Source organism: Actinomyces naeslundii, assembly GCF_001956585.1.
GTDB lineage: Bacteria > Actinomycetota > Actinomycetes > Actinomycetales > Actinomycetaceae > Actinomyces > Actinomyces naeslundii.
The window spans coordinates 121289-146570 of sequence record NZ_MSRR01000001.1 but is presented as its reverse complement, the minus strand read 5'-3'; the positions used below and the strand labels follow the sequence as shown (position 1 = coordinate 146570).

The 25282-nt window shown below is 66.7% G+C and carries 22 protein-coding genes, 2 tRNA genes and 1 pseudogene; 7 read left to right on the top strand and 18 right to left on the bottom strand.

Annotated features, from left to right (window positions below; genetic code table 11):
• From BKH33_RS00600 to BKH33_RS00575, 6 genes and pseudogenes are all read right to left on the bottom strand, one after another.
• Positions 1 to 230: pseudogene (locus tag BKH33_RS00600) on the bottom strand (hypothetical protein); the annotation flags it as partial.
• Between the two features lie 79 nt (positions 231 to 309).
• Positions 310 to 1323, bottom strand: a complete 1014-nt coding sequence (locus BKH33_RS00595) for a LacI family DNA-binding transcriptional regulator (RefSeq protein ID WP_003781685.1) — start codon at positions 1321 to 1323, stop codon at positions 310 to 312.
• Complete coding sequence (locus tag BKH33_RS00590; RefSeq protein ID WP_076142430.1) at positions 1304 to 3061, bottom strand: glycoside hydrolase family 13 protein; 1758 nt, start codon at positions 3059 to 3061, stop codon at positions 1304 to 1306. Before BKH33_RS00590 ends, BKH33_RS00595 begins: the two co-directional genes overlap by 20 nt.
• A 203-nt stretch (positions 3062 to 3264) precedes the next feature.
• Entirely contained in the window at positions 3265 to 4128 is an 864-nt protein-coding gene (locus BKH33_RS00585; RefSeq protein WP_003781696.1) for a carbohydrate ABC transporter permease, read from the bottom strand.
• Positions 4125 to 5162, bottom strand: a complete 1038-nt coding sequence (locus BKH33_RS00580) for a carbohydrate ABC transporter permease (RefSeq protein WP_003781693.1) — start codon at positions 5160 to 5162, stop codon at positions 4125 to 4127. The genes BKH33_RS00585 and BKH33_RS00580 overlap by 4 nt, the downstream gene beginning before the upstream one ends.
• A 90-nt stretch (positions 5163 to 5252) precedes the next feature.
• Positions 5253 to 6545, bottom strand: coding sequence for an ABC transporter substrate-binding protein (locus BKH33_RS00575; RefSeq protein WP_003781683.1), 1293 nt, complete (start codon positions 6543 to 6545; stop codon positions 5253 to 5255).
• 313 nt (positions 6546 to 6858) lie between these two features.
• On the opposite strand from BKH33_RS00575, the gene BKH33_RS00570 reads away from it, so the two are divergent.
• Both BKH33_RS00570 and BKH33_RS00565 read left to right on the top strand, forming a co-directional pair.
• A complete protein-coding gene (locus BKH33_RS00570) occupies positions 6859 to 8751 on the top strand; it encodes an AMP-dependent synthetase/ligase (RefSeq protein WP_003781690.1) in 1893 nt (630 codons plus the stop codon).
• Positions 8752 to 8788: 37 nt separating this feature from the next.
• A complete protein-coding gene (locus BKH33_RS00565; protein WP_076078652.1) occupies positions 8789 to 10690 on the top strand; it encodes an AMP-dependent synthetase/ligase in 1902 nt (633 codons plus the stop codon).
• 101 nt (positions 10691 to 10791) lie between these two features.
• Here the strand turns inward: BKH33_RS00565 and BKH33_RS00560 are convergent, their stop codons facing one another.
• The 4 genes from BKH33_RS00560 to BKH33_RS00545 form a co-directional block, all read right to left on the bottom strand.
• Positions 10792 to 11112, bottom strand: a complete 321-nt coding sequence (locus BKH33_RS00560) for a chorismate mutase (RefSeq protein ID WP_003784428.1) — start codon at positions 11110 to 11112, stop codon at positions 10792 to 10794.
• Positions 11109 to 12410, bottom strand: a complete 1302-nt coding sequence (gene clpX / locus BKH33_RS00555; RefSeq protein ID WP_003784412.1) for an ATP-dependent Clp protease ATP-binding subunit ClpX — start codon at positions 12408 to 12410, stop codon at positions 11109 to 11111. The genes BKH33_RS00560 and clpX overlap by 4 nt, the downstream gene beginning before the upstream one ends.
• 245 nt (positions 12411 to 12655) lie before the next feature.
• Positions 12656 to 13330, bottom strand: a complete 675-nt coding sequence (locus BKH33_RS00550) for an ATP-dependent Clp protease proteolytic subunit (RefSeq protein WP_003784427.1) — start codon at positions 13328 to 13330, stop codon at positions 12656 to 12658.
• Position 13331: 1 nt separating this feature from the next.
• Positions 13332 to 13970 (bottom strand): ATP-dependent Clp protease proteolytic subunit, encoded by a 639-nt coding sequence (locus tag BKH33_RS00545; protein ID WP_009404125.1) that lies wholly within the window; start codon positions 13968 to 13970, stop codon positions 13332 to 13334.
• A gap of 578 nt (positions 13971 to 14548) precedes the next feature.
• Here BKH33_RS00545 and BKH33_RS00540 point away from each other — a divergent pair.
• A complete protein-coding gene (locus BKH33_RS00540; RefSeq protein WP_003784436.1) occupies positions 14549 to 14917 on the top strand; it encodes a cupin domain-containing protein in 369 nt (122 codons plus the stop codon).
• A 556-nt stretch (positions 14918 to 15473) separates the two neighbouring features.
• Positions 15474 to 16607, top strand: a complete 1134-nt coding sequence (locus tag BKH33_RS00535; RefSeq protein WP_003784407.1) for a glycosyltransferase family 2 protein — start codon at positions 15474 to 15476, stop codon at positions 16605 to 16607.
• Positions 16608 to 16747: 140 nt separating this feature from the next.
• Here the strand turns inward: BKH33_RS00535 and tig are convergent, their stop codons facing one another.
• From tig to rpmF, 5 genes are all read right to left on the bottom strand, one after another.
• Positions 16748 to 18121 (bottom strand): trigger factor, encoded by a 1374-nt coding sequence (tig, locus tag BKH33_RS00530; protein ID WP_003784399.1) that lies wholly within the window; start codon positions 18119 to 18121, stop codon positions 16748 to 16750.
• A gap of 188 nt (positions 18122 to 18309) precedes the next feature.
• Positions 18310 to 18609, bottom strand: a complete 300-nt coding sequence (locus BKH33_RS00525; RefSeq protein WP_043539651.1) for a hypothetical protein — start codon at positions 18607 to 18609, stop codon at positions 18310 to 18312.
• 99 nt (positions 18610 to 18708) lie between these two features.
• A tRNA-Pro gene (locus BKH33_RS00520) sits at positions 18709 to 18782 on the bottom strand.
• Between the two features lie 49 nt (positions 18783 to 18831).
• Positions 18832 to 18902 (bottom strand) — tRNA-Gly (locus BKH33_RS00515).
• Positions 18903 to 18936: 34 nt separating this feature from the next.
• Positions 18937 to 19101, bottom strand: a complete 165-nt coding sequence (gene rpmF / locus BKH33_RS00510) for a 50S ribosomal protein L32 (RefSeq protein WP_003784449.1) — start codon at positions 19099 to 19101, stop codon at positions 18937 to 18939.
• A 156-nt stretch (positions 19102 to 19257) separates the two neighbouring features.
• On the opposite strand from rpmF, the gene BKH33_RS00505 reads away from it, so the two are divergent.
• The 3 genes from BKH33_RS00505 to epsC all read left to right on the top strand — a co-directional run bounded on the left by BKH33_RS00505 (position 19258) and on the right by epsC (position 22195).
• Positions 19258 to 20046, top strand: a complete 789-nt coding sequence (locus BKH33_RS00505; RefSeq protein WP_003784440.1) for an IMPACT family protein — start codon at positions 19258 to 19260, stop codon at positions 20044 to 20046.
• Between the two features lie 518 nt (positions 20047 to 20564).
• A complete protein-coding gene (cysK, locus tag BKH33_RS00500; RefSeq protein WP_043539645.1) occupies positions 20565 to 21494 on the top strand; it encodes a cysteine synthase A in 930 nt (309 codons plus the stop codon).
• Positions 21495 to 21619: 125 nt separating this feature from the next.
• A complete protein-coding gene (gene epsC / locus BKH33_RS00495) occupies positions 21620 to 22195 on the top strand; it encodes a serine O-acetyltransferase EpsC (protein WP_003784425.1) in 576 nt (191 codons plus the stop codon).
• Between the two features lie 117 nt (positions 22196 to 22312).
• On the opposite strand, the gene BKH33_RS00490 is transcribed toward epsC, so the two are convergent.
• The 3 genes from BKH33_RS00490 to BKH33_RS00480 are packed head-to-tail and all read right to left on the bottom strand — an operon-like array spanning position 22313 to position 25203.
• Positions 22313 to 23611 carry an alpha/beta fold hydrolase gene (locus tag BKH33_RS00490; RefSeq protein WP_076071917.1) on the bottom strand — a complete coding sequence of 433 codons (1299 nt, stop codon included), beginning with the start codon at positions 23609 to 23611 and terminating at the stop codon, positions 22313 to 22315.
• A gap of 40 nt (positions 23612 to 23651) precedes the next feature.
• Entirely contained in the window at positions 23652 to 24677 is a 1026-nt protein-coding gene (locus BKH33_RS00485) for an Fpg/Nei family DNA glycosylase (protein WP_003784405.1), read from the bottom strand.
• Between the two features lie 13 nt (positions 24678 to 24690).
• Positions 24691 to 25203, bottom strand: a complete 513-nt coding sequence (locus tag BKH33_RS00480; RefSeq protein WP_076067047.1) for a ribose-5-phosphate isomerase — start codon at positions 25201 to 25203, stop codon at positions 24691 to 24693.
• Positions 25204 to 25282: the final 79 nt, after the last annotated feature.

Here is a 25282-nt window from a genome sequence, read left to right as displayed (position 1 = left end):
TCGGCTCGCATAGGCGGGGAGGCCCCAGTGGAGGCCTCCGCATCGGTCCGCTCGGCGTCGATCACCGCCTGATGCGCCTTCATCGCCGCCAGGACGCGGCCGGAGTCGGGGTGCCCCCGCATCGACTCCTGGACTCTAGGGACCAGCCACGGGAGAATACTCAGACCGACCACGGCCACGGTCAGAAGGACGATCAGAGTGTCGACCACGCGGGTTCTGCTCAGCGTCATCCCTTCTCCTTCAATGCCGCACGCTCACCGTCGAGTCTGACAGATCGTGCGACGATCCGGGTGGTTTCGCATCTGCTCCTCAGCTCCGGAAGCGCGCCGTGGACCCACGGTCCCTGAGGAAGGCGGGCATGAGCGTCCGACGCTCCACCGGATCCGGTTTTCCCCTCAGGCGCGCCAGAAGCAGAGAGCCCACTGCGGCCCCCATCGCCTCACGGTCCACGCTGAGCTCACTGAAGGATTCCCCCTGCCGTCCGCGGCACTCCGTGACCCCGAGGGTGAGCACGGACAGGTCGGCGGGAATGGAGAGCCCGTGGGCCTGCGCCGCACAGGCGAGCCCCACCACGGCAGCCGGGTTGTTGGAGATGACGGCGCTGCACCCCTCCACCAGACCATCGGCTCCCACGATGTCACCGCCGGCCAGCGCCAGCTCCGGCACCTGGCGCACCAGGACATCCACCCCCAGATCACCCGCGGCACGCAGAAGCTCATGGGCCTGGTCCTGGCGCGCGTGGGCGTCGTCGTGGGCGGTCTCCCGCATGAGCGCGATGATGCGCCGGTGCCCGAGCCCGGCCAGGTGCTCCACGGATGCGTGCGCCATCTGGACGAAGTCGGTATCGACACCCGGCGCCCCAACGGCACGACCAGAGGATCCGATGAGGACGGTGGGGATCTCCTCATCCAGGAGCATCGCTTCCCGCTCATCACCCTGAGCCACGTCCATGAGGACAACACCGCCCAGGGAGCCCGAGCGCACGAGCGAGCGCAGCTCGATCAGCGGTGCCGAGGAGGTCATGACCGGGATGACGACCTGGATCCCACTGGGTTCCAGGGCCCGGCGCACTCCGTCGACGTAGTCGAGGTCGTTGGCGTCAATGGTCGAGCGTTGCCGTCGGAACAGCACCCCTGCGGTGCGCAGCCCCGGCGAGGCCAGTGAACGGGCGGCGATATTGGGGTGGTAGTCGAGCTCACGCACAGCCCGCATGACCCGTTCCCGTGTGCTCGAGCGCGTCGAGCGCTGGCCGGACAGGACGTAGGTGACGGTCGAGGGCGATACACCCGCTGCCCTGGCCACGTCAGCGCGGGTCGCCGCCATCGGGTCCTCCTGCGGGTAGCTCCAGCCAGCAGGCACCATTGGGCGGCAGGACGACGGCGCCCGCATCACCCCTGTCATCCTGGTGCCAGGAGGTGAGCAGCAGGCTACCGGAGCCCTTGAGAGTCACCGGCTGCTCGGTGGTGTTGAGGGCGACGCCGGTGCTGCCGTTGCGCAGGTGCAGGACCCCGAGCTCAGCCGGAAGCCACTCCACTGAACCACGCCCGAGCCGGCGCTCTCGGCGCAGGGCGATGGCCCTCCGGTACAGGCTGAGGGTGGAGTCCGCGTGTCCCTCCTGGGCCTCGGGCGAGTAGCTGCCCCACCCCTCGGGCTGGGGCAGCCAGGTGCGGCCGGTGGTGCTGTAACCGTAGGAGACCCCGTCCCGTGTCCAGGGCAGGGGAACCCGGCAGCCGTCACGCCCCGTCACGAGGTGGTTGGTGCGCTCCCACAGGGGGTCCTGGCGGGCCTCGTCCTCCATGGTGGTGTGCTCGGGCAGTCCCAGCTCCTCACCTTGGTAGAGGTAGGCGCTGCCGGGCAGGCCCAGCATGAACAGGGTGACGGCGCGAGCCCGGGCCAGGCCGAGCTCGGCGTCGGGCTGGGGGTCCTTCGGCCCGATCCCGGGATCGGTGTCCATCTCGGCGGGGTAGGCCAGGCGGGAGGCGTGGCGCACGACGTCGTGGTTGGACAGCACCCAGGTGGCCGGGGCCCCGACGGCCCCGTACTCGCTCAGGGAGACATCGATGACGCGGCGCAGCTCAGCAGCGTCCCACCCGGCGCCCAGGAAGGGGAAGTTGAAGGCCTGGCTCATCTCGTCGGCGCGCACGTACAGGGCGGCATCCGCTTCGGTGGGCACCCAGGCCTCGGCGACTAAGAGGATGTCCGTACCGACCTCGTTCAGGACGCTGCGCCACTCGCGGTAGATGTCATGGACCCCGGGCTGATTGAAGGCGGGGCCGACATCGGGCAGCTTGTCACGGGCGGCGGCAGCGTCCTCGCCTTCTGCGGCGACGACGTTCCACCGGTCCGGACCGAGATCGTCGTCGGGCAGCCCCTCGGCCTTGACCAGTCCGTGGGCGACGTCGACGCGGAACCCGTCGATACCGCGTTCCACCCAGAAGCGCAGGAAGGTGCGGAAGTGCTCATGGACGTCCTCGTTGGACCAGTTGAAGTCTGGCTGCTCGGCCGCGAACAGGTGGAGGTAGTACCAGTCCTGGTCCTGGCTGCGGCCGGTGAGCGGCTCGACCGGCTGCCAGGCGGGTCCGCCGAAGAGTGAGCCCCAGTTGTTCGGGGCGCCGTCGGCGCTGTGGCGGAAGATGTAGCGGTCGCGCTCGGGCGAACCGGGCCCGGCCTCCAGGGCGGCGCGGAACCATTCGTGCTGGTCGGAGGAGTGGTTGGGGACCAGGTCGATGACCACCCGGATGCCGACATCGTGCAGGTCGGAGATGAGCGCGTCGAGCTCCGCCAGCGTGCCGTACTCGGGGTCCAGGGAGAAGTAGTCGGAGACGTCGTATCCGGCGTCGACCTGCGGTGAGGGGTAGAAGGGCGAGAGCCACACGGCGTCGACGCCGAGCGCGGCCAGGTAGTCGACGTGCTCGCGGATGCCCTGGATGTCGCCGATCCCGTCACCGTTGGCGTCGGCGAAGGAACGGGGATAGATCTGGTAGATAACAGCGTCGCGCCACCAGGCATCGGTGTCTGTGCGCGGCGCGAGGCCCTGAAAGCAGGAACTGGTCAAGGTCATGGGCGGATCCTGGTCGGGCCGCAGCGTTGCGGCGAGGTGAGAGAGAAGGAGGAAGGAGGAGAGCAGAGACATGCAGAGAAAGATGCCCCTAAGAGCCGGCGGGAGTCGCAGACATCCTCTGCGGGGCGGCGCGGTGCCGCCGCCCCGCAGAGAGCCTGTGGCGAACGAACCCTACAGTGATCCGAGCTCTGGGCGCGCCGGCACTACTGCTTGAGTCCACCGGCGGCCAGACCCGCCACGATGCGGCGCTGGAAGAAGAGCACCATGAGCACCAGCGGCAGCGTCATGATGACGCCGGCCGCCATCTGGGAGCCGAAGGGCGTGTTGAACTGGGAGTCCCCGGTGAACTTCGACAGCAGCACCGTGGCCGGCTGCATCGAGGGTTTGATGATCATCGTGACGGCCACAAGGAACTCGTTCCAGGCGCCGATGAAGATGATGATGGCGGTGGTGAAGATGCCCGGCGCGGCCAGAGGGAGGATGACCTTGCGGAATGCCTGGCCGGGGGTGCATCCGTCAACCATGGCGGACTGCTCAAGCTCCTGGGGCATCTGCCTGAAGAAACTCGTCAGGTTCCACACCGCCAGCGGCAGGGAGAAGGACAGGTCCGGGATGATCATCGCCTGGTAGGTGTCCGTCCAGCCCCAGGCGGCGAAGTTCTTCAGCAGGGGCACGATGATGGCCACGAGCGGGAACATCGAGGTGGCGATGATGAGGAGCATGAGCACGCCCTTGCCCCGGAAGTCGAGGCGCGCCAAGGCGTAAGCGGTGAAGGTCGCCACGGCCAGCGCCACGAGCGTTACAACGACGGAGACGATGACGGAGTTGATGAGGCCGTCGGCGAAGTCGTTCTTCGAGGAGAAGACCGCCTTATAGTTCTCGAAGGAGGGGTGGCGGGGCCACCAGCTGTTCTCGAAGATCTCACTGTCGGGGCGCAGGGAGGAGACCAGCATCCAGTAGAAGGGCGCCAGGCAATAGATGACGATGAGGACGATACCGACGGTGGAGAAGAGGCTTCCCCAGTCCCTCTTGGTCTTGCGAACCGGTGCAGCGGTGGAGGTGCTCATGCCTGCTGGCTCCTTTCAGTAGCCGTCTGGGAGGCCGGGGAGGAGGAGCCGGAGCGCTTGAAGAAGGCGCTGACCGGCAGCTTGCGCTCATTGCGCTTGCGCCGAGCCTCGTCGTTACCACTGAGGTCGGTGTTAGTGATCTTCAGGAAGGCGATGGCGAAGACGAAGACATAGAGGAACAGGATGAGGGCGTAGGCCGCGGCACTGCCGTAGCGGGAGTTGGAGCTCTCGTCCTGGACCAGCATGGAAAGGGTCTCCACGCTGCTCTTCCTGGGGCCGATGAGGATGTAGGGCAGGTCGAACATGCGCAGGGCGTCCAGGGCCCGGAAGACCACGGCCACAACGAGCGCGGGCTTGACCAGCGGCAGGGTGATGGAGGTGAAGCGCTTCCAGGCGGTCGCACCGTCGATCTTGGCAGCCTCGTAGACCTCGTCGGGAATGAGCTGGAGCCCTGCCAGGGTGAGCAGCCCGATGTAGGGCGCCGTCTTCCACACGTCAGCGATGATGATGGCCATCTTGGCGCTCAGATCCCCCGAGGCCCACATGACGTGCTGGCCCAGGATCGCGTTGGCAACACCGTTCTGGTTGAAGATCCAGCCCCACAGGATGGCGGAGACGGCGGTGGGGATCGCCCAGGGGACGAGGATGGAGGCGCGTACGATGCCGCGCCCCTTCATCGCCTTGTGCATGATGAGTGCCATGGCCACACCGAGAATGGTCTCCAGAACCACGGTGACCACGCCGAAGAGGGTGGTGTTGTAGAAGGCCACCCAGAACCTCTCCCCGGCGCTGGAGAAGATGTCGGTGTAGTTCTTCAGCCCCACGAAGGGCTCGGTCGTGGAGAAGAAGCCGTCGTCCTCCAGGCGGGGTCGCCCGAAGAGCGACTGGTAGAGGGACTGGGCGATGGGGATAAGAATGACGATAGTCAGCACCAGCACCGTAGGTGAGATGAGCAACCAGGCCAGACGGGCCTGGGCCTTGGAGCTCTTGGACTGGTGATTGACGACTTGTTCGGAGTGCGTCGTTGTACTCATGACTGTCCTTTGACCGTCCTTTTGACTGTCCTAGCTGACATGACTGGGTTCACGAGGGGCGCTGCCTGAGGCGGTCCCCGTGCCGGGGCTTTAGCCCTCCAACTTCTTCAGGCTGCTGCTCAGACCGGCGATAATGTCCTTGGCCGCCCTACTCCCCGGCTGCTGGATCGCGGGGTAGATGCTGTCCTGGATGTTGGCGGTGACGTCTCCGTAGTAGACGGCCTGAGGACGGCTCTTGGCGTTCTCGAGGCTCTTCTTGAGGATCGGCAGGTAGGGGAAGTCCTTGAGAAGCTCGGGGTCGTCGTAGAGGGACCCGTAGATCGGTGCGAGTGTCTGAGTTTCCAGTTGGTAACGTTCGGAGTCCTCGCTGATCCACCACTTGACGAACTTCAAAGCGGTTGCCTTGTTCTTGGAGCCCTTGGTGATGGCGCAGTTGTGCCCACCCAGCGTGGAGACGAAGGGCTTGCCGTCGATGCTCGGCAGGGCGGCGACGTCGAACTTCTCCGTTCCCAGGGACTTCTTGTTGTTGGCGTACTGGTAGGGCCACTGACGGTAGAAGAGGAGGTCGCCCGCCTCGAAGGCGTTGCGGCCGTCCTCCTCCTTCCACTCCAGGGACGCCTTGGGGATGTAGCCCTTGGAGAAGCCGTCGATGAGCCACTGCAGCCCGGCGACCGACTCGGCGGAGTCAACGATCACTTGGTTGTCCGCGTCGTAGAAGCCACCGCCAGCGGTGTGGATAAACTCCGAGGTGCAGCAGGTCAGGCCCTCGTACTTGGCGAACTGTCCCCCGAAGCCGCCGATGTTCTCGTGACCGGGCAGAGCCCGCACCTTGTCAATGGCGGTCTTGACCTCGTCCCAGGTCTTGGGAACCGCGACGCCGGCCTGCTTCAGGAAGTCCTTGCGGTAGAACATCACCGGGGCATCCGTGTGGAACGGAACGGCGAAGAGCTTGTCCTTATAGACGCCCGTCTTCCACACAGGTTCCAGGATGTCGTCGTTCTTGAGCTCGTCCTCGGGCAGCTCGACCACCCACCGGTTGGCGGCGAACTCGGAGACCCAGACGTTGTCCAGGGAGACGACGTCATAGGCGTTGGAGTTGATCCTGGCGGCATTGACCAATGCCGTGCGCTGCTGGTCGGCCTCCGCGGAGAGCTCGATGAGCTTGACCTTCTCGCCGGGGTTGGACTTGTTCCACTCATCGATCCTGGCCTGGACCTTGCCGCCGGAGTTGTCCTTGCCCTGGACCCAGGTGATCGGTCCGGTGCCTTCAAAGGTGACGGGGCCGTCGTCGTTCCCGCTGGAGGTGGAGCAGGCCGCCATTGAGGCCAGCGCCGCCGCCAGGGCAGAGCCCTGGATGAACTGACGACGGGGTAGGGGTGTCATGCGTGTTTCCTCCTTGAAACTGTTTCGGAGCCCACCGGCTCCGTTCCGGAAGGATCCACAGTGTCGACGCGCGTCGACTTGGGCATGAGACTCACGTTACACATCTGTGACCGGTCGGTCAATCCGTTTCATACTCGTTTTCTTCGGCCCGATCGGAACAGGTCCCCTTCCCCGACGCCGCGGACCCGAGGTCACCTCTCAGGTGACCTCCATGAGACCACCTGAGACGGGCTGTGAAAACCTCCACAGCCACCCTCCCGTTCTCTCGCCTCAACGGAGCGCCACCCACCGAACGGCCTGACAGAATGAAACCGTGAGCTCTCGCCCCTCCTCATCCCACGGCAACAGCACCAGGCCGCCGCGCTACCCCGACCACATGACCGGCGGTGTCGCTGGCACCGAGATCCCCTTCCAGCCCGAGGCGCACTGGTCGGTTCCGTGGCTACTCGCCGACCGCATCGCCCGCAGCGGCGACAAACCACTCGTGGCCCGCAAGTCCTCCGTGTCAGGAGACTGGCAGGAGGTCTCGGCCCGCGCCTTCGGCGAGGAGGTGACGCACGTGGCCGCAGGCCTCATCGGCATGGGCTTCGAGGCGGGCAGCGCCGTCGGCATCATGGCGCACACCTCCTACGACTGGTTCCTGCTGGACATGGCCATCGCCCGTGCCGGCCTGGTCTCCGTACCCATCTATGAGACGAGCTCGGTCGAGCAGGTCGAGTGGATCGTCACCGACTCCGACGTCCGCCTGGTGATCACCGAGAGCACCACCCTGGCCGAGCTCGTGCGCGGCGCCGTCACCGACGTCGGGCGCACGGTCGACGTCCTCGCCCTGGACTCCGACGCCATCACCACGATCGTCCAGGCCGGCTCGGGCGTCAGCCCCTCGCAGGTGGACCAGCGCTCCAACGCCCTCAGGGTCGACGACGTCTACTCCATCATCTACACCTCCGGCACCACAGGTCGCCCCAAGGGCGTGGAGCTCACCCACCGCAACGCCGTCGGCATCCCCTACCACGGGGTGCGTTACCTGCCCGGGGTGCTGTGGGGCAACCACGTGCGTCTCCTGCTGTTCCTGCCGCTGGCCCACGTCTACGCGCGCTGCCTCCAGCTGCTCTCCCTGGCCGGAGAGGGCGTGCTGGGGCACACCCCCGATGTCAAGACGCTCCTGCCGGACATGCAGTCCTTCGCTCCCTCCTACGTGCTGGCCGTCCCCCGCGTTCTGGAGAAGATCTACAACGCCGCCGATGCCAAGGCCGGAGGCGGCGCCAGGCTCAAGCTGTTCCGCTGGGCCGCCAAGGTCGCCATCTCCTACTCACGCGCCCTGGACACTCCCGACGGGCCTTCGCGTCGCCTGCGGCAGGCCCACACGGTGGCCGATCGCCTGGTCTTCCGCAAGATCCGTGCGCTCCTGGGCCCCAACGCCCGCTTCATCATCTCCGGAGGAGGCCCGCTGGGGCAGCGACTGGGCCACTTCTACCGAGGACTGGGACTGGTCATCCTGGAGGGCTACGGCCTGACCGAGACAATCGGCCCGGTCAGCGTCAACACCGACTGGCTCAACAAGATCGGCACCGTTGGTCCGCCCGTGTGCGGCAACGAGATCCGCATCGGCGAGGACGATGAGATCCAGGTGCGGGGTCTGGGAGTGTTCTCCACCTATCACAACAACCCCGAGGCCACCGCCGAGTCCTTCACCGCCGACGGATGGTTCCGCACCGGCGACATCGGAACACTCGACGACGACGGCTATCTGCGCATCACCGGGCGCAAGAAGGAGCTCATCGTCACCGCCGGCGGCAAGAACGTCGCCCCCACCCAGCTCGAGGACCGGCTGCGTGGGCACCCGCTCATCAGCCAGGTGCTCGTCGTCGGGGACGGGGAGCCCTTCATCGCCGCGCTCATCACGCTGGACAAGGAGATGCTCCCCCAGTGGCTGCGCAACCACGGGCTGCCCGCGATGGATGTCGTCGAGGCCTCCACCCACCCGCAGGTGCTCGCCGCCCTGGACCGGGCCGTGGCACGCACGAACCGCGCGGTCTCTCGGGCCGAGTCGATCCGCACCTTCCGGGTACTCACCACCGACTTCACCGAGGCCAACGGCCTGCTCACCCCGTCGCTCAAGGTCAAGCGCGGCCCGGTGATGGAGGCTCACGCCGACGTCATCGCGGAGATCTACTCGTCCACGCGCAAGGGACCGCAGGAGTAGACCTCGTCGAGCGTTCGGGGCGGGCATACTTGCCACCATGACCGACGCCTCCACCTCCCCGGCCGACACCGTCTTCTCCGCCTCGTCGCAGGAGCACACCACCGAGCTGAGGATCCCGGTTCACGACGGCATGACGACGCCCTGGGCACTGGCCGAGCGCGTGCGGCGCAACCCCGACGGCGGACTCATCGCCCGCACGTCCCCGCTGGGGCGACGCTGGCGAGAGATGAGCGCCAGCGCCTTCCGCGCCGAAGTGCGCGAGGTGGCCGCAGGCCTCGTGGCAAAGGGCCTTGAGCCCGGCGACGCCATCGGCATCATGTCGCACACCTCGTATGAGTGGACGCTGCTGGACTTCGCCGCTTGGGAGGCGGGCCTGGTGGTGGTGCCCGTCTATGAGACCTCCTCGGCTGAGCAGGCTCAGTGGATTCTCACCGACGCCGGGGTGAGGCTCATCGTCGTGGAGAACGAGGCCATGGCCTCCATGGTCGGAGCGCTGACGACCGCAGTCCCCGAGCTGTCGGACCTGCAGGTCCTGTGCGTGGAGCGCGAGGACGTGCTGGGACTCATCGAGGCCGGCCGAGGCGTGGACGCCGGCGAGCTCGATCGGCGCACCGCGGCCCTGAGCTCGCAGTCCCTGGCCACGATCGTCTACACCTCGGGCACCACCGGCCGCCCCAAGGGAGTCGAGCTGAGCCACGGCAACCTGGTGCACCTGTGCGTCAACGTCTGCCCGCACGTGCCCGAGGTCCTAGGAGGGGCTGAGGTCCGTTTCCTGCTGTTCCTGCCACTGGCCCATGTGCTCGGCCGGTTCGTGGAGATCGCGATCGTGTGCTCGCACTCGGGCGTGCTGGGACACGTGCCCGACGTGCGCAACCTGGTGGCGGACCTGGGCTCCTTCAGGCCCACCGCGGTTCTGGCCGTGCCTCGTGTCTTTGAGAAGATCTACAACGCCGCCGATGCCAAGGCTACCGGAGCCAAGCAGAAGGTCTTCCGTCTGGCGGCCAAGACCGCCATCGCCTACTCGCGGGCCCTGGACACGCCCGAGGGGCCGTCCCGCAGGTTGAAGGCCCAGCGCGCGGCCTTCGACCGTCTTGTCTTCTCCACCCTGCGCTCCGTGCTGGGCGGGCAGGTCACGCATGTCGTCTCCGGGGGCGGCCCACTGGGCGAGCGCCTGGGACACTTCTACCGTGGCGCTGGAGTCACCGTCCTTGAGGGCTACGGCCTGACCGAGACCATGGGGCCCTGCTGTGTCAATCTGCCTGAAGCCACCCGGATCGGAACCGTCGGCACGCCGCTTCCCGGCTGCGCGGTCCGCCTCGATGGGGACGGGGAGATCCTGGTTCGAGGCATCGGCACCTTCACCGGTTACCACAACAACCCCGAGGCCACGGCCGAGGCCTTCACCGATGACGGCTGGCTGCGCACCGGTGACATCGGCTCCTTCGAGGGCGCCGAGGGATTCTTGCGGATCACCGGGCGCAAGAAGGAGCTCATCGTCACCGCCGGCGGCAAGAACGTCGCCCCGGCGCCTCTGGAGGATCGGCTCCGGGGGCACCCGCTGGTCAGTCAGGTACTCGTCGTGGGCGAGAACCGGCCATGTGTCGGGGCGCTCGTCACCCTGGACGCTGAGATGCTGCCGCTGTGGCTGTCCTCCCACGGGTTGGAGGAGATGACCGTCGTCGACGCCGCTCAGGACCCCCGAGTGCGCGCCGCCCTGGAACGTGCCGTGGCGCGGACCAACGAGGCGGTCTCCCGGGCCGAGTCGATTCGCACCTTCGAGGTGCTACCCACGGACTTCACAGTGGCCAACGGCCTGCTCACGCCGTCGCTCAAGGTGCGTCGCGCCGAGGCGGAGAAGCGCTTCGCGGCTGAGATCGATGCTCTCTACACGCGTACCCCGCTCGTCCCCAGCACCACGGCCTCACCGTCGCAGGACTAGGGGCTGTTGCGACAGTCTGTTGAGCTCAGCCGCTCTCCGGGTTGCCCCGCGTCTCGCGTACGCTCCTGCGACGTCGCGCCAGTAGGCGCCGCCAGGTCCGCTCACCGGGCGAGCTCGGCCTCATGCCCGTCGCGGATCTCCTCGTGGTGCTGAATGACCTCGGCAACGATGAAGGCGAAGAACTTCTCAGCGAAGATCGGGTCGAGCCCAGACTCCTCGGCCAGCGCTCGCAGGCGTGCGACCTGCTGGCGCTCACGTCCAGGATCAGCCGGAGGCAGGTCAAGGCGGGCCTTGAGCAGTCCCACTTGCTGGGTGCAGCGGAAGCGCTCGGCCAGGAGGTGGACGAGAGCGGCATCGAGGTTGTCGATCGTGGCTCGGTAGACGGCCAGCTGCGCAGGGACGCCGACCCGCCCCTCGCTCATGCGGTCCGGCTCCGCTCGCCAGCCTTGGCGGTTGACCGGAGTGTGCCTGAGCCCGCCTGGTAACGGGGCTTCCCGGTGCCTCTCACGGCGTCGGCGTCGACGACGACGCGCCCCACCTCGGGTAGCGAGGGGACCTCGAACATGGCCTGCCCCAGGACCTCCTCGACGATGGAGGTCAGTCCGCGAGCCCCGGTCTTGCGCTCCAGTGCGAGGGAGGCCACCGCCTCGATGGCGGCGTCGGTCAGCTCCAGCTCGACGCCGTCGAGGCTGAAGAGGTACTGGTACTGGGAGACCAGAGCGTTCTTGGGCTCGGTCATGACGCGCACGAGCTCGCGCACACCCAGGTCCTGGACGGTGGCGATGACGGGCAGACGGCCGATGAACTCGGGGATGAGACCGAACTTGTGAAGGTCCTCCGGACGTACCGGTGAGGTGAAGATGTCCTGAGATCCCGCGCTGCTGGTCAGCTGTGCCCCGAAGCCCACCATCTGAGCCCCGGACTCCTTGCGCTGGCGCTGGCGCACGATCTCCTCGATCCCGGCGAAGGCTCCTGCGGCGATGAAGAGGATATTGGTGGTGTCGATCTCCAGGAACTCCTGATGCGGGTGCTTGCGCCCCCCGCCCGGGGGCACGGAGGCCGTGGTGCCCTCAATGATCTTGAGCAGCGCCTGCTGCACACCCTCACCTGAGACGTCCCGGGTGATGGAGGGGTTCTCCGCCTTACGACCGATCTTGTCGATCTCGTCGATGTAGATGATGCCCTTCTCCGCGCGCTTGACGTCGCCGTCGGCGGCCTGGATGAGCTTGAGGAGGATGTTCTCCACGTCCTCGCCGACGTAACCGGCCTCGGTCAGCGCGGTGGCGTCGACAATGGCGAAGGGGACGTCCAGAAGGCGGGCCAGGGTTCGGGCCAGGTGGGTCTTTCCGGTTCCGGTGGGTCCCAGCAGGAGGATGTTGGACTTGCCCAGCTCCAGGCCGTCACCCTCAGCCACGGAGCGTTCCTTGACCTGGACGCGCTTGTAGTGGTTGTAGACCGCCACGCTCATGGCGCGCTTGGCCGCCTCCTGCCCAATGACGTACTGGTTGAGAAAGTTGAAGATCTCCTGGGGCTTAGGCAGCTCAAGAGGGACACCGGCACCGGACTCACCCAGCTCCTCATCGACGATCTCGTTGCACAGCTCGATGCACTCGTCACAGATGTAGACACCGGGTCCCGCGATGAGCTTCTTGACCTGCTTCTGGCTCTTGCCACAGAAGGAGCACTTGAGCAGATCCACACTCTCAGCGTTACGTGCCACAGCTTCCTCCAGATTCGTCTTCGGTCCCCGCACCCGGGCGCCACTGCGTCAGCCTACGGGCTGAACCGGCAGGTGCACCGAGGGCATGGCGGCGTGTCCAGTCCGCAATATGCCATGTTGGGCACCTTGCTGCCAGCGTTTGGGGGCTTCATTTTCACCGGCTGTACGGCCGGCGCTCCCGCCGGCAACCGGCAGGAGCGCCGCAGGCGGTGTCATTGCCCTACCACCACTCACCCGACAGGAGGTCAGGAGGAGTGGGGAGAGGCCGAGGTCTTGCGAGAGGTGAGCACCTGGTCCACGATCCCGTAGTCCTTAGCGGCCTCGGCAGTCAGGATCTTGTCACGCTCAAGGTCGGCATGAATCTTCTCCTGGTCCTGACCGGTGTGCGACGCCAGCGTGTCCTCCAGCCAGGAGCGCATGCGGTCGATCTCGTTGGCCACGATCTCGATGTCGCTGGCCTGCCCCTGCATTCCCTCCATGGCGGGCTGGTGGATGAGGACGCGCGCGTTGGGAAGGGCCAGACGCTTGCCCGGGCTGCCGGCGGCCAGCAGGACCGCTGCAGCGGAAGCAGCCTGCCCCAGGCAGACGGTCTGCACCTGCGGCTTGATGTACTGCATGGTGTCGTAGATGGCCGTGAGCGCGGTGAAGGAACCGCCGGGGCTATTGATGTACATGGTGATCAAGCCATCAGAGTCCTGCGACTCCAGGACGAGGAGCTGGGCCATGATGTCGTCAGCCGAGGCGTCGTCGACCTGAACGCCCATGAAGACGATACGTTCCTCGAAGAGCTTGGCATAGGGATCCTGACGCTTGAAGCCGTAGGCGGTGCGCTCCTCGAACTGGGGCAGCACGTAACGGGCCTGCGGCATGGCACCGGCCTGGCGGGCGACGGCCTCGAAGTAGGGACGGGTCGAGGACATATCAGTTGTCTCCGTTCTGCTTGCCGATCTCCCGGCTGGAGCGCACGATGTGGTCGACGAAGCCGTACTCGAGGGCCTCCTGAGCCGAGAACCAGTGGTCTCGGTCGGAGTCGGCGATGATCTCCTCCACCGTGTGACCGGTGTTGGCCGCTGTGATCTCCGCGAGTTCCTGCTTCATCTTGATGATGAGGTCGGCGTTGATGCGGATGTCCGTGGCTGAGCCACCGGCCCCGCCGGAGGGCTGGTGCATGAGCACGCGGGCGTGCGGCGTGAGGTAACGCTTTCCCTTGGCGCCGGCAGACAGCAGGTGCTGTCCCATGGAGGCGGCGAGCCCTGTGGCCACGGTGGCGACATCGGGCTGGACGTACTGCATGGTGTCGTAAATGGCCATGCCGGCGGTGACCGAGCCACCGGGGCTGTTGATGTAGAGGTAGATGTCCCGCTCGGGGTCCTCGGCGGCCAGCAGCAGCATCTGCGCGCAGATGGCGTTGGCGTTGTCGTCACGCACCTCGGAACCGAGCCAGATGATGCGTTCCTTGAGGAGGCGGTTGTAGATGGAGTCGGTCAGCCCCAGACCTGCACCGTTGGCGTCGGCTGCCTGGGGCGGGGCGACCGCAGCGGGTGTATAGAGCTCGCTCACGTCAGTCCTCTCATGTTCGGTATCGCCAACGCTAACGCGGCGCCCCCGTCCGCGATGCCCGCCATGACAGCCTTTTCGCCCACGGCGCAGGCTTCCCGCCCGCAGGTCGACAGCCCGACCGCGTTGTAGCTCACGGCACGGCCCGGAGCCGCCCGAGCGCCACGACCGTCAGGCCGACCACGCTGGATCCCAGCAGCCATACCGGCCACCAGCTCGGGATCGCAGCAGGAGGCTACTGCCACACCCCTGCGCCGCGACGATCACCGCACCGGCGAGGACGGTAGTCCTGGGCGCCCTGCGCTTCCGGCACAGCATGAGACGCACCCAGGGAGTCCAGTACAGGCAAACGCCACGCACCAGAGAGTCCACCTGTGGGGCAAGGTCCTGCGCGCCATCGGGATGGTCCATCGTGGTGTGACCTCCTATCATCATGGCCGCGCTGACACCGGTGCTCGAGCTGTGCGCTGCGCCCGCCGCGCCACTGCCTCATGGCATGGTCGCCCCAGCACTCTTAGCGTTGACGGCCTCCACAGCCCTCACACTCCAACACCGATCACCCCAACACCGAAGGAGCACACATGTCCCCCGCAGCCAGCACCCCGTCCACCGAGTCTCTGTTCCGGCTCGGCCTCAACGATGCCCTGCCGATCTCCGACGAGGCCACGACCTCACGGGTCGTCGTCAACAACGAGATTCTGCGCACTGTCATCTTCACCTTCGACACCGGTCAGCTGCTGACCGAGCACACCTCCCCTCGCGCAGTGATCGTCACGCTCCTGGAGGGCGAGATGGACTTCTCCATCGGTGAACGCACCGAGCGGATGGGCGCCGGGGATGTCATCTACCTGGCCCCCGGTGAGCGTCACGCGCTGACGGCCGTGTCACCGTGCCGCATGCAGCTGGTGATGGTCGACGTCGACAAGGCGGGCACGACCACCACGAAGTAACCAAGAACAGGAGATGCCGACCGACGGCGAGCCCACCGGCCGGCAGACCGCGATCCAGCACCTGGAGTGGGGGCGCGCAGGGTGAGACTCTCCGCGCCCCCACTCCTGTGAGTTCCGCAAAGTCACGGACGCATTAGGACACCCGTTCAAGCCAGCGGAACCGCGGTCAACCACGAGCATCGCGCACAGTGTCGCGCCTCACGCCGATTCGACGACCGGCGGGGGCGGTAAGGCAACTCACGCCCCTTAGTGGGAAAACTAAACCTTCCGTAGGTTAGATTGTGGGTGCCCGAGATCTTGACGTGACCCGCTTCCCACTCCGTGGCACAGGCATCGCAGGCGTGGCACCATCGATTTTATCCACCCAGAGAATATCTAGAGAGTCCGCATGTCCGATGACTCCCGGACCGAGTTCTCGCCGCAACCACCCTACCACATTATTTCACTCTTCAATAACTTCTCTCGTCCAACGTCTCACGCCTGCCACACCACCCAGTAAGGGGTCCCCCGTGCTCAGCAAGCCCGCACAATTCCATGCACCAGAAAGGACCGTCGCATGATCGTCATTACCCTGCTGGTGGGAATCCTATTCTGGATCGGAATTGACATATGGGCCGGCGTCACCTCGAAATGGTACAAGGCTGTGGAGCTGGACCCGAGCATTACTTCGGACGATTTCAGCGTCCTCGTACCGATCTATGGCAACGTCAAGTATCTCCAGAATGCAGACTACCTGCGCCCCTACGGTGACCGAGTGGTCCTGTGCACCACCTCCGGCGAGTCGGAGCAGTTCTATCGCGACCTCGAGGACATTGCCATCCGCTACGGATTCCGGATCTTCCGCAGCGAGTACGTTCCCCGCAAGGTCGGACGCAAGCGAAGCACCTCTGGGATCACTCGGGACACGGTCGTCCGCGACGCACTGCTGGCCGCCCCGCTGAACTCCTACACCGTCTGCCTTGACGCGGACACCACGGCGCAGGAGCCGCTGACCCACATCATTGGCGCGCTGGTGGCCAATAAGGCCGACTTCGCCTCGGTCACCATCGTGCCCCAGAAGACGGGCCCCTTCATCGTCCAGATGCAACGCCATGAGTACGTCGTCTCCATGCGCGCCCGTAGAATCATGCCGTGGCTGCTCAGCGGCGCCCTTCATATCGGCAAGACCGACGTCATGCGCCAGATCATGGCCCGTCACTCACTGTTCTTTCAGGGAAACGACATCGAGTCCGGCATTATCGGGGACGCTCTGGGGTACAAGGCCGTGCATATTCTTGCCCACGTCAACACCAACGCCCCTGACACGCTCTATGCGTGGTGGCGTCAGCGAATCGCGTGGAGCGGCGGTTCCTTCAGACTTTTCATCGTCAACTTCAGATTCGTCTTCCAGCACCCGTTCCTGTGGCTCTACAGCGGCATCGTCGTGATCAGTATGTTCGTCCTCAGGTGGATCGCCGTCGTCGACCCGGGTTGGACGCTCCTGCTCGCACTGTTCATCTACTACGCAGCCATCGTCTGGCTTCACTGGGACCACGGGAACAAGTGGCTCATCTTCCAGCCCTTCTACTGCCTCTTCGTGAGTCTCATCGTGGTTCCCATCGGAGTGGCCTACTACTTCAAGATGGCAATTCCGGAGCGTAACTTCGGCGTCATTCGTCCCAAGCGCAAAGAGCTGGTACCCGCGAGCTGAACTCGATTCCGCAGCTGCCCGGTAACAGCATCTGGGCGACACGCAGATCGGCGGGCCCTCCTTCTCGTAAGAAGGCGGGCCCGCCGAAGGTTCCCCGTATTCCGGGGCAGTATCAGCTCACTGCGCAGCCGGCTGTCAGCTCACTCATCGTCACTCTCGGCAGAGTCGGTGCTCTCCTCGGACGTCTCGGCGGCTGCGACAGCAGCAGCCTCTGCAGCCGCTGCGGCATCGTCCTCGTCGGAGCCGATGTAGGCCGACAGGTCAACGGCCTCGCCCTTGGAGTCCACGACCTTGGCCTGACGCAGGGCCATGGCCAGCGACTTGTTACGAGCGACCTCGGAGACGAAGGCAGGGATCTGGCCGGCCTGCTGGGCCCCCTGAAGGAACTGGGCGGGCTCCATACCGTACTGCTGAGCGGTCTGGAAGAGGAACTCGAGGAGCTCGTCCTGAGCCACGCCGACCTTGAGGTCCTCGGCCAGGACGTCGAGGATGATCTGGTCACGCACGCCGGTGACGATGTCGTCCCGGATCTCCTTGGCGTGCTCCTCGTCGCTCTCCTTGCCCTCGGCCTGGAGGTGCTGGGCGATCTCAGCCTCGACAACGGCCTCAGGGACGTCGAAGGAGACCTCGCTGCGCAGCTGCTCGAGCAGGGCGTCACGGGCGGCGACGGCTTGCTCCCCGGTCTTACGCTCGGTGACCTGCTTGATGAGGTCCTCGCGCAGCTCCTCGACGGTGTCGAACTCGGAGGCGAGCTGGGCGAACTCGTCATCGACCTTGGGCAGCTCGCGCTGCTTGACGGCCGTGGCGGTCACGGTGACCTCAGCCTTTTCACCTGCGTGCTCACCGCCGGCCAGCTCGGTGGTAAAGGTCGCGGACTCGTCGGTCTTGAGACCACGCAGCGCGGTGTCCAGGCCCTTGAGCATGTTGCCCTTGCCGATCTCGTAGGAGACACCGGAGATGGAGTCGACCTCCTCGCCGTCGATGACCGCCTTGAGGTCAATGGTGACGAAGTCACCGGTCTTGGCCTTGCGCCCCACGGACTTCAGCGAACCGAAACGGGCGCGCAGGTTGTCCATCTCGGTGTCGACGTCCTCGTCGGTGACCTCGACGGCGTCCACGGTCAGCTCGGTCTTGCTCAGGTCGGGCAGCTCGATGACGGGGCGAACGGTGACCTCGGCGGAGAAGGCGAGCTGGCCACCGTTCTCACCGGTGGCGTTGGGCAGCTCGACAACGTCGACCTCGGGCTGGAGCATGGGGACCCGCTCGGCCTCGGTGATGGCGTCCCGGTAGAAGTCGGAGAGCTTGTTGTTGACGGCCTCCTGGATGACGGTCCCACGGCCGACCCGCTGGTCGATGACCCGGTTGGGAACGTGACCGCGGCGGAAGCCGGGAACCTGGATCTGGGAGCCGATCTCCTTGTAGGCGGCATCAAGGCTCGGCTTGAGCTCCTCATAGGGGACCTCGACGGTCAGCTTGATGCGACTGGGGTCAAGATTCTCGACAGTGGTCTTCACGGGGGTTGCTCCCAAGGTCTGAGTTCTGCGGTAACACCGAAGCGTTCGGTAGTGTTCGGCGGACGCGCGTCTGTGGCGTCAATCCGTGCCATCTTAGGGCAAACGGGCAGTCGGATCGATGATGCATCCTCTCCTGGCGCATGACTCTGGACACAGGGTCGAGGGCCGTCACGCTCAGTCGCGGTCAGTCACGAGCCCCGCTCCAGCGGCACGCTTCTGCCTGCGCGGACGCGGGCCGGCCACACCTGCTCGACCTGGGCGACCTTCCTGACCTCATCGACGACGATCGCGTGCACCTCGCGGGCCTCGGCATCGTCGATACTCGTGAAACGGACTGTCACTCGGGGCCGGCCGCGCACGATGCCGATCTGGAACGACTCCAGAACGGTCATACGCCTCACGGCGTTACGGGCGGCGGACTCGACGTCCTCCGGCGCATGTCCCGGCTTGAGCACGGTCACCGTGAGAATAGATCGGTACGAGGGCATGCACCCAGCGTAGAGCCACTGGGGCACGCTACGGTCGCGGCTCACCCGTCCGATGTCGGCACGAGTCCGCGGCACATCATTGCCCCACAGGGCGAAGAGTCGGGCTGGCGGGATTTGAACCCGCGGCCCCCTGCTCCCAAAGCAGGTGCGCTACCAAACTGCGCCACAGCCCGTGACGTGATGAAAGGGGCCACCGAGGAGGCGGCCCCTTTCGGCTCACAGAGCGGGTGACGGGAATCGAACCCGCGCAATCTGCTTGGAAGGCAGAGGCTCTACCATTGAGCTACACCCGCGTGGATGAAGGGCTATCGCCCTCCACCGGCAGCCTCACTGCTCGATGAGGCCCTCCTTGTAGGCCCGCGCCAGACGGCGGGGCACGGAGATCTCGCGGCCCTGGACGCGGATGGTGTTGAGCTCAGTGAGCTTCGCCTTCCACTGTGAGCGGCGGTTGCGGGTGTTGCTGCGGGACATCTTCCGCTTCGGCACTGCCATGGGCCCGCTCCTCTCTCATAAACCACTAGGGATCAGGCGACCCCTCGAAACTGGACCGAGGGACACCATAACGACATTCGCGCGACTGCTTCCAGTCCAGGACCGCCCCATTGCGTGTGACATCGGTCCCGCGCTCCCACATGCGAGGATCTTCCCATGGCCTCGCGCGCTTCTCAGACACCGTCCGACCAGTCATCTCGGAGACCGGGTGCCCCCGGACTTCTCACGCTGACTCGCGGCGAGCAGCCCGAGACCGACCTGGAGATCAAGAGGTCGCACTTTCTGGCGCGCGCCTGCCGTACCGACTCCATGGACGAGGCCCGTGAGTTCATCGCCCGCGTGCGCTCCTCCTACCCCGATGCCCGCCACCACTGCTCGGCGACAACGATCACCGACCTCTCTCAGCCCGACGCCCTGTCGGCCTCCCACCAGCCCACTGAGCGCTCCAATGACGACGGCGAGCCCTCGGGTACGGCGGGACAGCCCATGCTCGACGTGCTGCGTGGAACAGGCCTGACCAACACGACTGTTGTCGTCACCCGTTACTTCGGTGGGACGCTTCTGGGAACCGGCGGACTGGTGCGGGCATACTCCGAGGCCACGGCCCAGGCGTTGGAACAGGCCTCGCGCGTCCTGCTGACCAGGCTCCACCTGTGGGACCTACGGGTGCCGGTCGCCCAGGCCGGCAGGATCGAGGCGGAGCTGCGCTCCCGGGATCGAACCGTGTCGGCAGGACCGACCGGGGCCGATGGAACCTCCGAGGACGAGCCGGTCATCCACGTCGAGGAGACGATCTGGGGGCCGACCCACGCCGTCCTGGTGCTGGCCACGTCCTACGCCGACCCCTCAGCCCTGCAAGCACCACTGGCCGCTCTGACCCGGGGCGAGGGGACTGCCGAGCCCGCGGGGAGCCGTCTGGTCGAGCTGCCGGCGGTCACGGGCTGAGACTCCTGAGCCACGAGCACCGCATGACAGCACGCGACCAGGATGTGACACAGACGATGGGCGATTGTGGCAATCGTCGTTGGACACGGGGTAGGGTTTCCGCAACGGCCGGGGCACCACCCCCGGAGGAGCTCACGAGCAGCTCTGACACCGCCGGACGCGAACAGGCGCAGTCAGTCGCCTTGAGGACAGGAGGATCCGTGATGGCCATGACCGTCATGTGCGCCATGCCTCCTGCGCTGTCCGCCCCCATGTGTCGCTGCTGCCGGTGTCGGTAGGGCGCCAGGCCACGACATCTGTGCGCGTACCGCTGCGCGCATGCCCGGCGCTCCCGGAGCAGGCGGTCACCCCTGCTGTTCTCAGCCACATGACACAACGTGGCCATTCCTGACGGACGCGGACCGTCTCCTTTTTCCTCTGTTATCCAGAGCCCTCGCGTCAACGCCGCCCTGGCCGCTGCCAGTCCGGAACCGGAGCCGTGGGGCCCACTCAACCCGCAACCCCCAAAGGACATCACTATGACCTACGCACTCGACGCAACCGCCCTGGTCGGCAACACTCCGCTGGTTCGTATCAACCGCGTGACCGATGGCGCACCCGCCACCGTCCTGGCCAAGGTCGAGGCCTTCGAGCCGGCATCTTCCGTCAAGGACCGCATCGCCCTGTCGATCGTCCGCGCCGCGGAGGAGTCCGGCGCTCTCAAGCCCGGTGGCACCATCGTGGAGGCGACCTCAGGGAACACCGGCGTCGGCCTGGCCATGGTGGGAGCGGCCCTGGGCTACAAAGTCATCATCACCATGCCTGAGACCATGTCCAAGGAGCGACGGGCCATTATGCGGGCCTTCGGCGCCGAGCTGGTGCTGACCTCCGAGGGCGGCGTGGCCGGTGCGGTCAAGCGCGCCGAGGAAATCCAGGCGGCCACCCCCAACTCGATCCTGGCCTCCCAGTTCACGAATCCCGCCAACCCCAAGGTCCACCGAGAGACCACGGCCCGGGAGATCCTGGAGCAGACCGGGGGCGACATCGACGTCTTCGTGGCCGGAATCGGCACCGGGGGCACGCTGACCGGCGTGGGCCAGGTCCTGCGTCAGGAGAAGCCCGGGGTGAGGATCTACGGCGTCGAGCCCTCCGAGTCCCCGCTGCTGAGCGAGGGGAAGGCCGCTCCCCACAAGATCCAGGGCCTCGGACCCAACGTAGTTCCCGAGATCCTCGACCAGGAAATCTGGGACGAGCTGCTCCACATCGAGTCCGACGTCGCCATCACCTACGCACGCCGCGCCGCCGCGGAGGAGGGCCTCCTCGTAGGCATCTCCTCAGGCGCTGCCCTGGCCGCCGCCAGCGAGCTGGCCAGGCGTCCTGAGCTGGAGGGCAAGACGATCGTCACCGTTCTACCAGACACCGGTGAGCGTTACCTGTCCACGCCTCTGTACAAGGACTATCTCGACTGACGGCCCCGACGGCGGCGAACCTGGGAACAGGCGAGCCGCCGTCGGTGTTGTGAACGGCGCAGCGGATGCGGTACGAGCTCACGAATCCGCCTGGGCCGCACCGTCACCCATCAGAGGAGCACACCATGCACAACTCCAAACGGTCCCTTCTGGAACTGGCACGCGAGGACCTGGCTACGGCGCGTAAACGCGATCCCGCTGCCCGTTCCAACGTGGAGGTAGCACTCCTCTATCCAGGCGTCCACGCCCTGTGGGCGCACCGCGCCGCTCACAAGCTGTGGCACAAAGGGCACCGCTTCGCCGCTCGCGCTCTGTCCCAGGCCGCCCGAAACTTCACCGGCATCGAGATCCACCCGGCCGCGGTCATCGGTGAGCGCTTCTTCATCGACCACGGCATGGGAGTGGTCATCGGCGAGACGGCGGAGGTCGGCGACGACGTCCTGCTGTTCCACGGCGTGACTCTTGGTGGGGTGTCCATGAGTCCCGGCAAGCGTCATCCAACCATCGGCAACAACGTGCAGATCGGCGCCGGCGCCAAGGTCCTGGGACCGGTCACCGTCGAGGACGGGGCCAAGGTGGGGGCCAACGCGGTCCTGGTGAAGAACCTCCCGCAGGGTCATGTCGCCGTGGGCGTGCCAAGCCGGGCCCGCGACCCCCGCACCGACCCCGAGCTCATGATGGACCCGACCATCTACATCTGAGTCGCCTCACAGCATCCCAGCGAGCACCCGGCAGGCCGCCTCACGCCGTCCCTCACGTGCTCATCAAGCACCCGGCTGTGTCCCGGTGCGCCCGGTGGGCGCACCGGGACACAGCTGTCAGCGGGCGATCGCTCCGGTAGCCAGCTCTCGCAGGCGGTCGAAGACCCGGCCGCCGGAGGCGCGCGAGCCGTCATGCTCATACTCGCTGGTGATCCAGGTGCGCAGGCCGGGAATGAGCGCAGCCGTCTCCAGGGAGGTGATCATCGGCACGAACACGTCACGGGCATACACGGCGGCCGCCCCGGGGGTCGTCGTGGACCTGAGGCGAGCTGGCTCGTAGAGGGCCGGCCACTCGTGCGCGGCCAGAATGTCGGCCGCCTCCAGCCAGGGGCGCAGACCGGCGTCTTCGGCGAAGAACTCGCGTCGCACGTGCTCGCCAGTCAGCAGCGTGGGATCCTCGTCGAAGATGGCGGGACGCACGCGCTGGGCTGCCCAGTCGGTGGTACCGGCATCGGCCCAGCAGGACTCGTGGATGACGGCGTAGAGCGGGAACCTACCGCCGAAGGGCAGGCACTGCCCCAGGTCGTAGCGGAAGGCCCAGGAGGCGGGGTCGCGCTCCAGGAGGTAGTGGATCGTGTCCGCTCCCCCGGCCCGTCCCAGCAGGGCACCGAGCGAGCGCAGGCGCTCGGGGCCGACGATGTCCCCTCCCACCGTCGTCAGCTCACCCCGACCGGCCTTCTCAGTCAGACGCGCCATCCGGTCGCGGTCCTGGGGGAAGCGGGCGTAGTACTCCTCGCTCTTGGCCCGCATCGCCTCGTAGCTGAGGGTGTAGACCTCATCGATACTGTGCCCGATGGCGGGCAGGCCACCGGTGATGTAGACGCTCTCCAGGCTCTGGGCGTGCTCGGAGAGGTAACGGGTGACGCAGAACCCTCCGAAGGACTGGCCCAGCAGGCTCCAGCGCTCCAGGCCCAGGGCACGGCGCAGGTCCTCACAGTCCTCGACGATCTCGTCGGCGCGCAGGTGGGTGAGCAGCCGGGCGGTGGCTGCGGGGGCACCGGCGATATCGGGCCGATCCACCGGGCTGGAGGCACCGGTACCGCGCTGGTCAATGAGGATGAGCCGGTGGTGCTCCAGGATCGCGCCGATCCAGCCAAGCCCGGCGTCGGCGCTGGGGCGCGGCGCCTCACAGCCCGGCCCGCCCTGGAGGAAGACCAGTGAAGGCCGGGAGAGCGGGTCGATGCCCGCGGCTGAGATCTCACGGGCGTAGACGGTGATGGAGCCCGTGCCGTCCGGTGCCAGGTCCCCCTGGCCGCTGCGGTCCAGGGGAACGGTCAGGTGGTGGTCCCGGGTCAGCAGGCCGGCAGTCGAGGAGGACCAGCTCGAGGAGTGCAGGGCGGGCGAGGCGTTCGACATGGCGCCACCTTAGTGGCGCTCGGTGGGACTCCAGCCGGATTCAGCGGGCCTGGCAGGTCGGGCACCAGAAGAGGCGACGAGCCGCCACCTCCCGCTCCGCCACCGGAGTTCCGCAGCGCAGGCAGGGACGGCCAGTGCGGTGGTAGACGTACCACCGGCCGGCCTCAGGGTCGTCGGGAGGCAGGGGGTCTGGGACGTCGTCGAGGTCGACGGTGGTGATGAAGCCGGTGGCCACCCCGTACTCCATGAGGGGGCGCAGGTCCTCCCAGATGGCCCGCAGCCGATCCTCGCTGATGCGGTTGCCGGCCCGGAAGGGTGAAACCCCCACCCGGAAGAGCGTCTCGGCCCGGTAGATGTTGCCGGCCCCGGAGATGACGGACTGGTCCATGAGGAGCTCCCCGATGCTCTTGCGCCGCGAGCGGGCCTTGGCCACGAAGACCTCCAGATCAGCGTCGGCGCGCAGCGGGTCCGGTCCGAGCCTGTGACGCACGGCGGCCACGCCCTCGGCATCCAGCAGCTCGCAGGCCGCCGGTCCTGTCAGGTCGGCCACACCGTGCCGGCCGAGGAGCCGCAACCGCACCGCACCACGCGGCTCGGGTGGCTCCCACTCGTCGGGAGCCGGACCATGGTGAGGGGTGCCGCCTGCGCCCTCAGCACTCCGCTGAGCGTCGTCGATGTCAGCAGCACCGCCGTTCAGCCCGGCCAGGGCTGAGCCTCCCCCGCCCTTGAGGGCGTGCTCGCCACGCTCACCCACGCGCCTGCGGGGTGCGCCGATGGCGTGGGGCGCGATGAACTCGCGGTCGCCGTCGAAGGTCCACGAACCGTAGAGGCCCAGGTGGATCCGTAGCCAAGTGACGCCGGGGTCGTCGTGGGACATGTCGGCACGGGGACCGAAGGGAAGAAAGAGGTGCTTGCCGTGGGCCTGGCTGCCCAGAAGCACCTGGCCGTCCAGGCGTCCGGCTCCTTCGGCGAAGCGCCCCTGCGGAGAGGAGGCGTGCAGGTTCTGTCCACCGTAGAGCTCGTCCAGGGCAGCGGCGAGCCGGTGGATGGTGTGGCCCTCCGGCATGTGGCGGCTCCGGTCAGTCCCCGACAGGGGTGATGGTAGGGGCGCCGGACGGGCCTCCGGTGGGGGCGATACCGTCGTGGATGCGCATCTCGTAGTCGGTGAGCTGGGCGATGCGGCGCACGTGACGCTCGTCTCCGCTGAAGGGCTCGCAGAGGAAGGCATCAATGATTGCCAGGCCCGCTCCCAGGTCGTGCATGCGCCCGCCCAGGGCGACGATGTTGGCATTGTTGTGCTGGCGAGCCAGCCGGGCGGTCTCGATCGACCAGGCCAGGGCTGCGCGTACCCCGTCAACCTTGTTGGCGGCGATCTGCTCCCCGTTGCCACTCCCTCCGAGAACGATGCCGAGGCTTCCGGCGTCGGCCACCACGGCTTCTCCACAGGCCAGGCAGAAAGCGGGATAGTCGTCATCTGGGTCGTAGGAGTGGGCTCCGTGGTCGATGACGTCGTACCCCTCCTTCCGCAAATGCTCGATCACGGCGCTCTTGAGCTCGAAGCCGGCGTGGTCGGAGGCGATATGGATGCGCATAGGCAGGATTGTGCCTCACGCGAACAGCGCTTCGCACCAGGAGAGCATGAGCGTCGTCAGGACGCCAACGGGGCCGAGC

Coding starts and splice junctions, on each gene's coding strand:
- BKH33_RS00580 (WP_003781693.1), bottom strand. CDS start 5,162: ATGAGTACAACGACGCACTCCGAACAAGTCGTCAATCACCAGTCCAAG.
- BKH33_RS00550 (WP_003784427.1), bottom strand. CDS start 13,330: ATGTCCTCGACCCGTCCCTACTTCGAGGCCGTCGCCCGCCAGGCCGGT.
- BKH33_RS00560 (WP_003784428.1), bottom strand. CDS start 11,112: ATGAGCGAGGGGCGGGTCGGCGTCCCTGCGCAGCTGGCCGTCTACCGA.
- BKH33_RS00595 (WP_003781685.1), bottom strand. CDS start 1,323: ATGGCGGCGACCCGCGCTGACGTGGCCAGGGCAGCGGGTGTATCGCCC.
- BKH33_RS00525 (WP_043539651.1), bottom strand. CDS start 18,609: ATGCCCTCGTACCGATCTATTCTCACGGTGACCGTGCTCAAGCCGGGA.
- BKH33_RS00480 (WP_076067047.1), bottom strand. CDS start 25,203: ATGCGCATCCATATCGCCTCCGACCACGCCGGCTTCGAGCTCAAGAGC.
- BKH33_RS00575 (WP_003781683.1), bottom strand. CDS start 6,545: ATGACACCCCTACCCCGTCGTCAGTTCATCCAGGGCTCTGCCCTGGCG.
- BKH33_RS00540 (WP_003784436.1), top strand. CDS start 14,549: ATGTCCCCCGCAGCCAGCACCCCGTCCACCGAGTCTCTGTTCCGGCTC.
- BKH33_RS00565 (WP_076078652.1), top strand. CDS start 8,789: ATGACCGACGCCTCCACCTCCCCGGCCGACACCGTCTTCTCCGCCTCG.
- BKH33_RS00585 (WP_003781696.1), bottom strand. CDS start 4,128: ATGAGCACCTCCACCGCTGCACCGGTTCGCAAGACCAAGAGGGACTGG.
- BKH33_RS00485 (WP_003784405.1), bottom strand. CDS start 24,677: ATGCCGGAGGGCCACACCATCCACCGGCTCGCCGCTGCCCTGGACGAG.
- epsC (WP_003784425.1), top strand. CDS start 21,620: ATGCACAACTCCAAACGGTCCCTTCTGGAACTGGCACGCGAGGACCTG.
- BKH33_RS00590 (WP_076142430.1), bottom strand. CDS start 3,061: ATGACCTTGACCAGTTCCTGCTTTCAGGGCCTCGCGCCGCGCACAGAC.
- BKH33_RS00490 (WP_076071917.1), bottom strand. CDS start 23,611: ATGTCGAACGCCTCGCCCGCCCTGCACTCCTCGAGCTGGTCCTCCTCG.
- cysK (WP_043539645.1), top strand. CDS start 20,565: ATGACCTACGCACTCGACGCAACCGCCCTGGTCGGCAACACTCCGCTG.
- BKH33_RS00505 (WP_003784440.1), top strand. CDS start 19,258: ATGGCCTCGCGCGCTTCTCAGACACCGTCCGACCAGTCATCTCGGAGA.
- BKH33_RS00535 (WP_003784407.1), top strand. CDS start 15,474: ATGATCGTCATTACCCTGCTGGTGGGAATCCTATTCTGGATCGGAATT.
- rpmF (WP_003784449.1), bottom strand. CDS start 19,101: ATGGCAGTGCCGAAGCGGAAGATGTCCCGCAGCAACACCCGCAACCGC.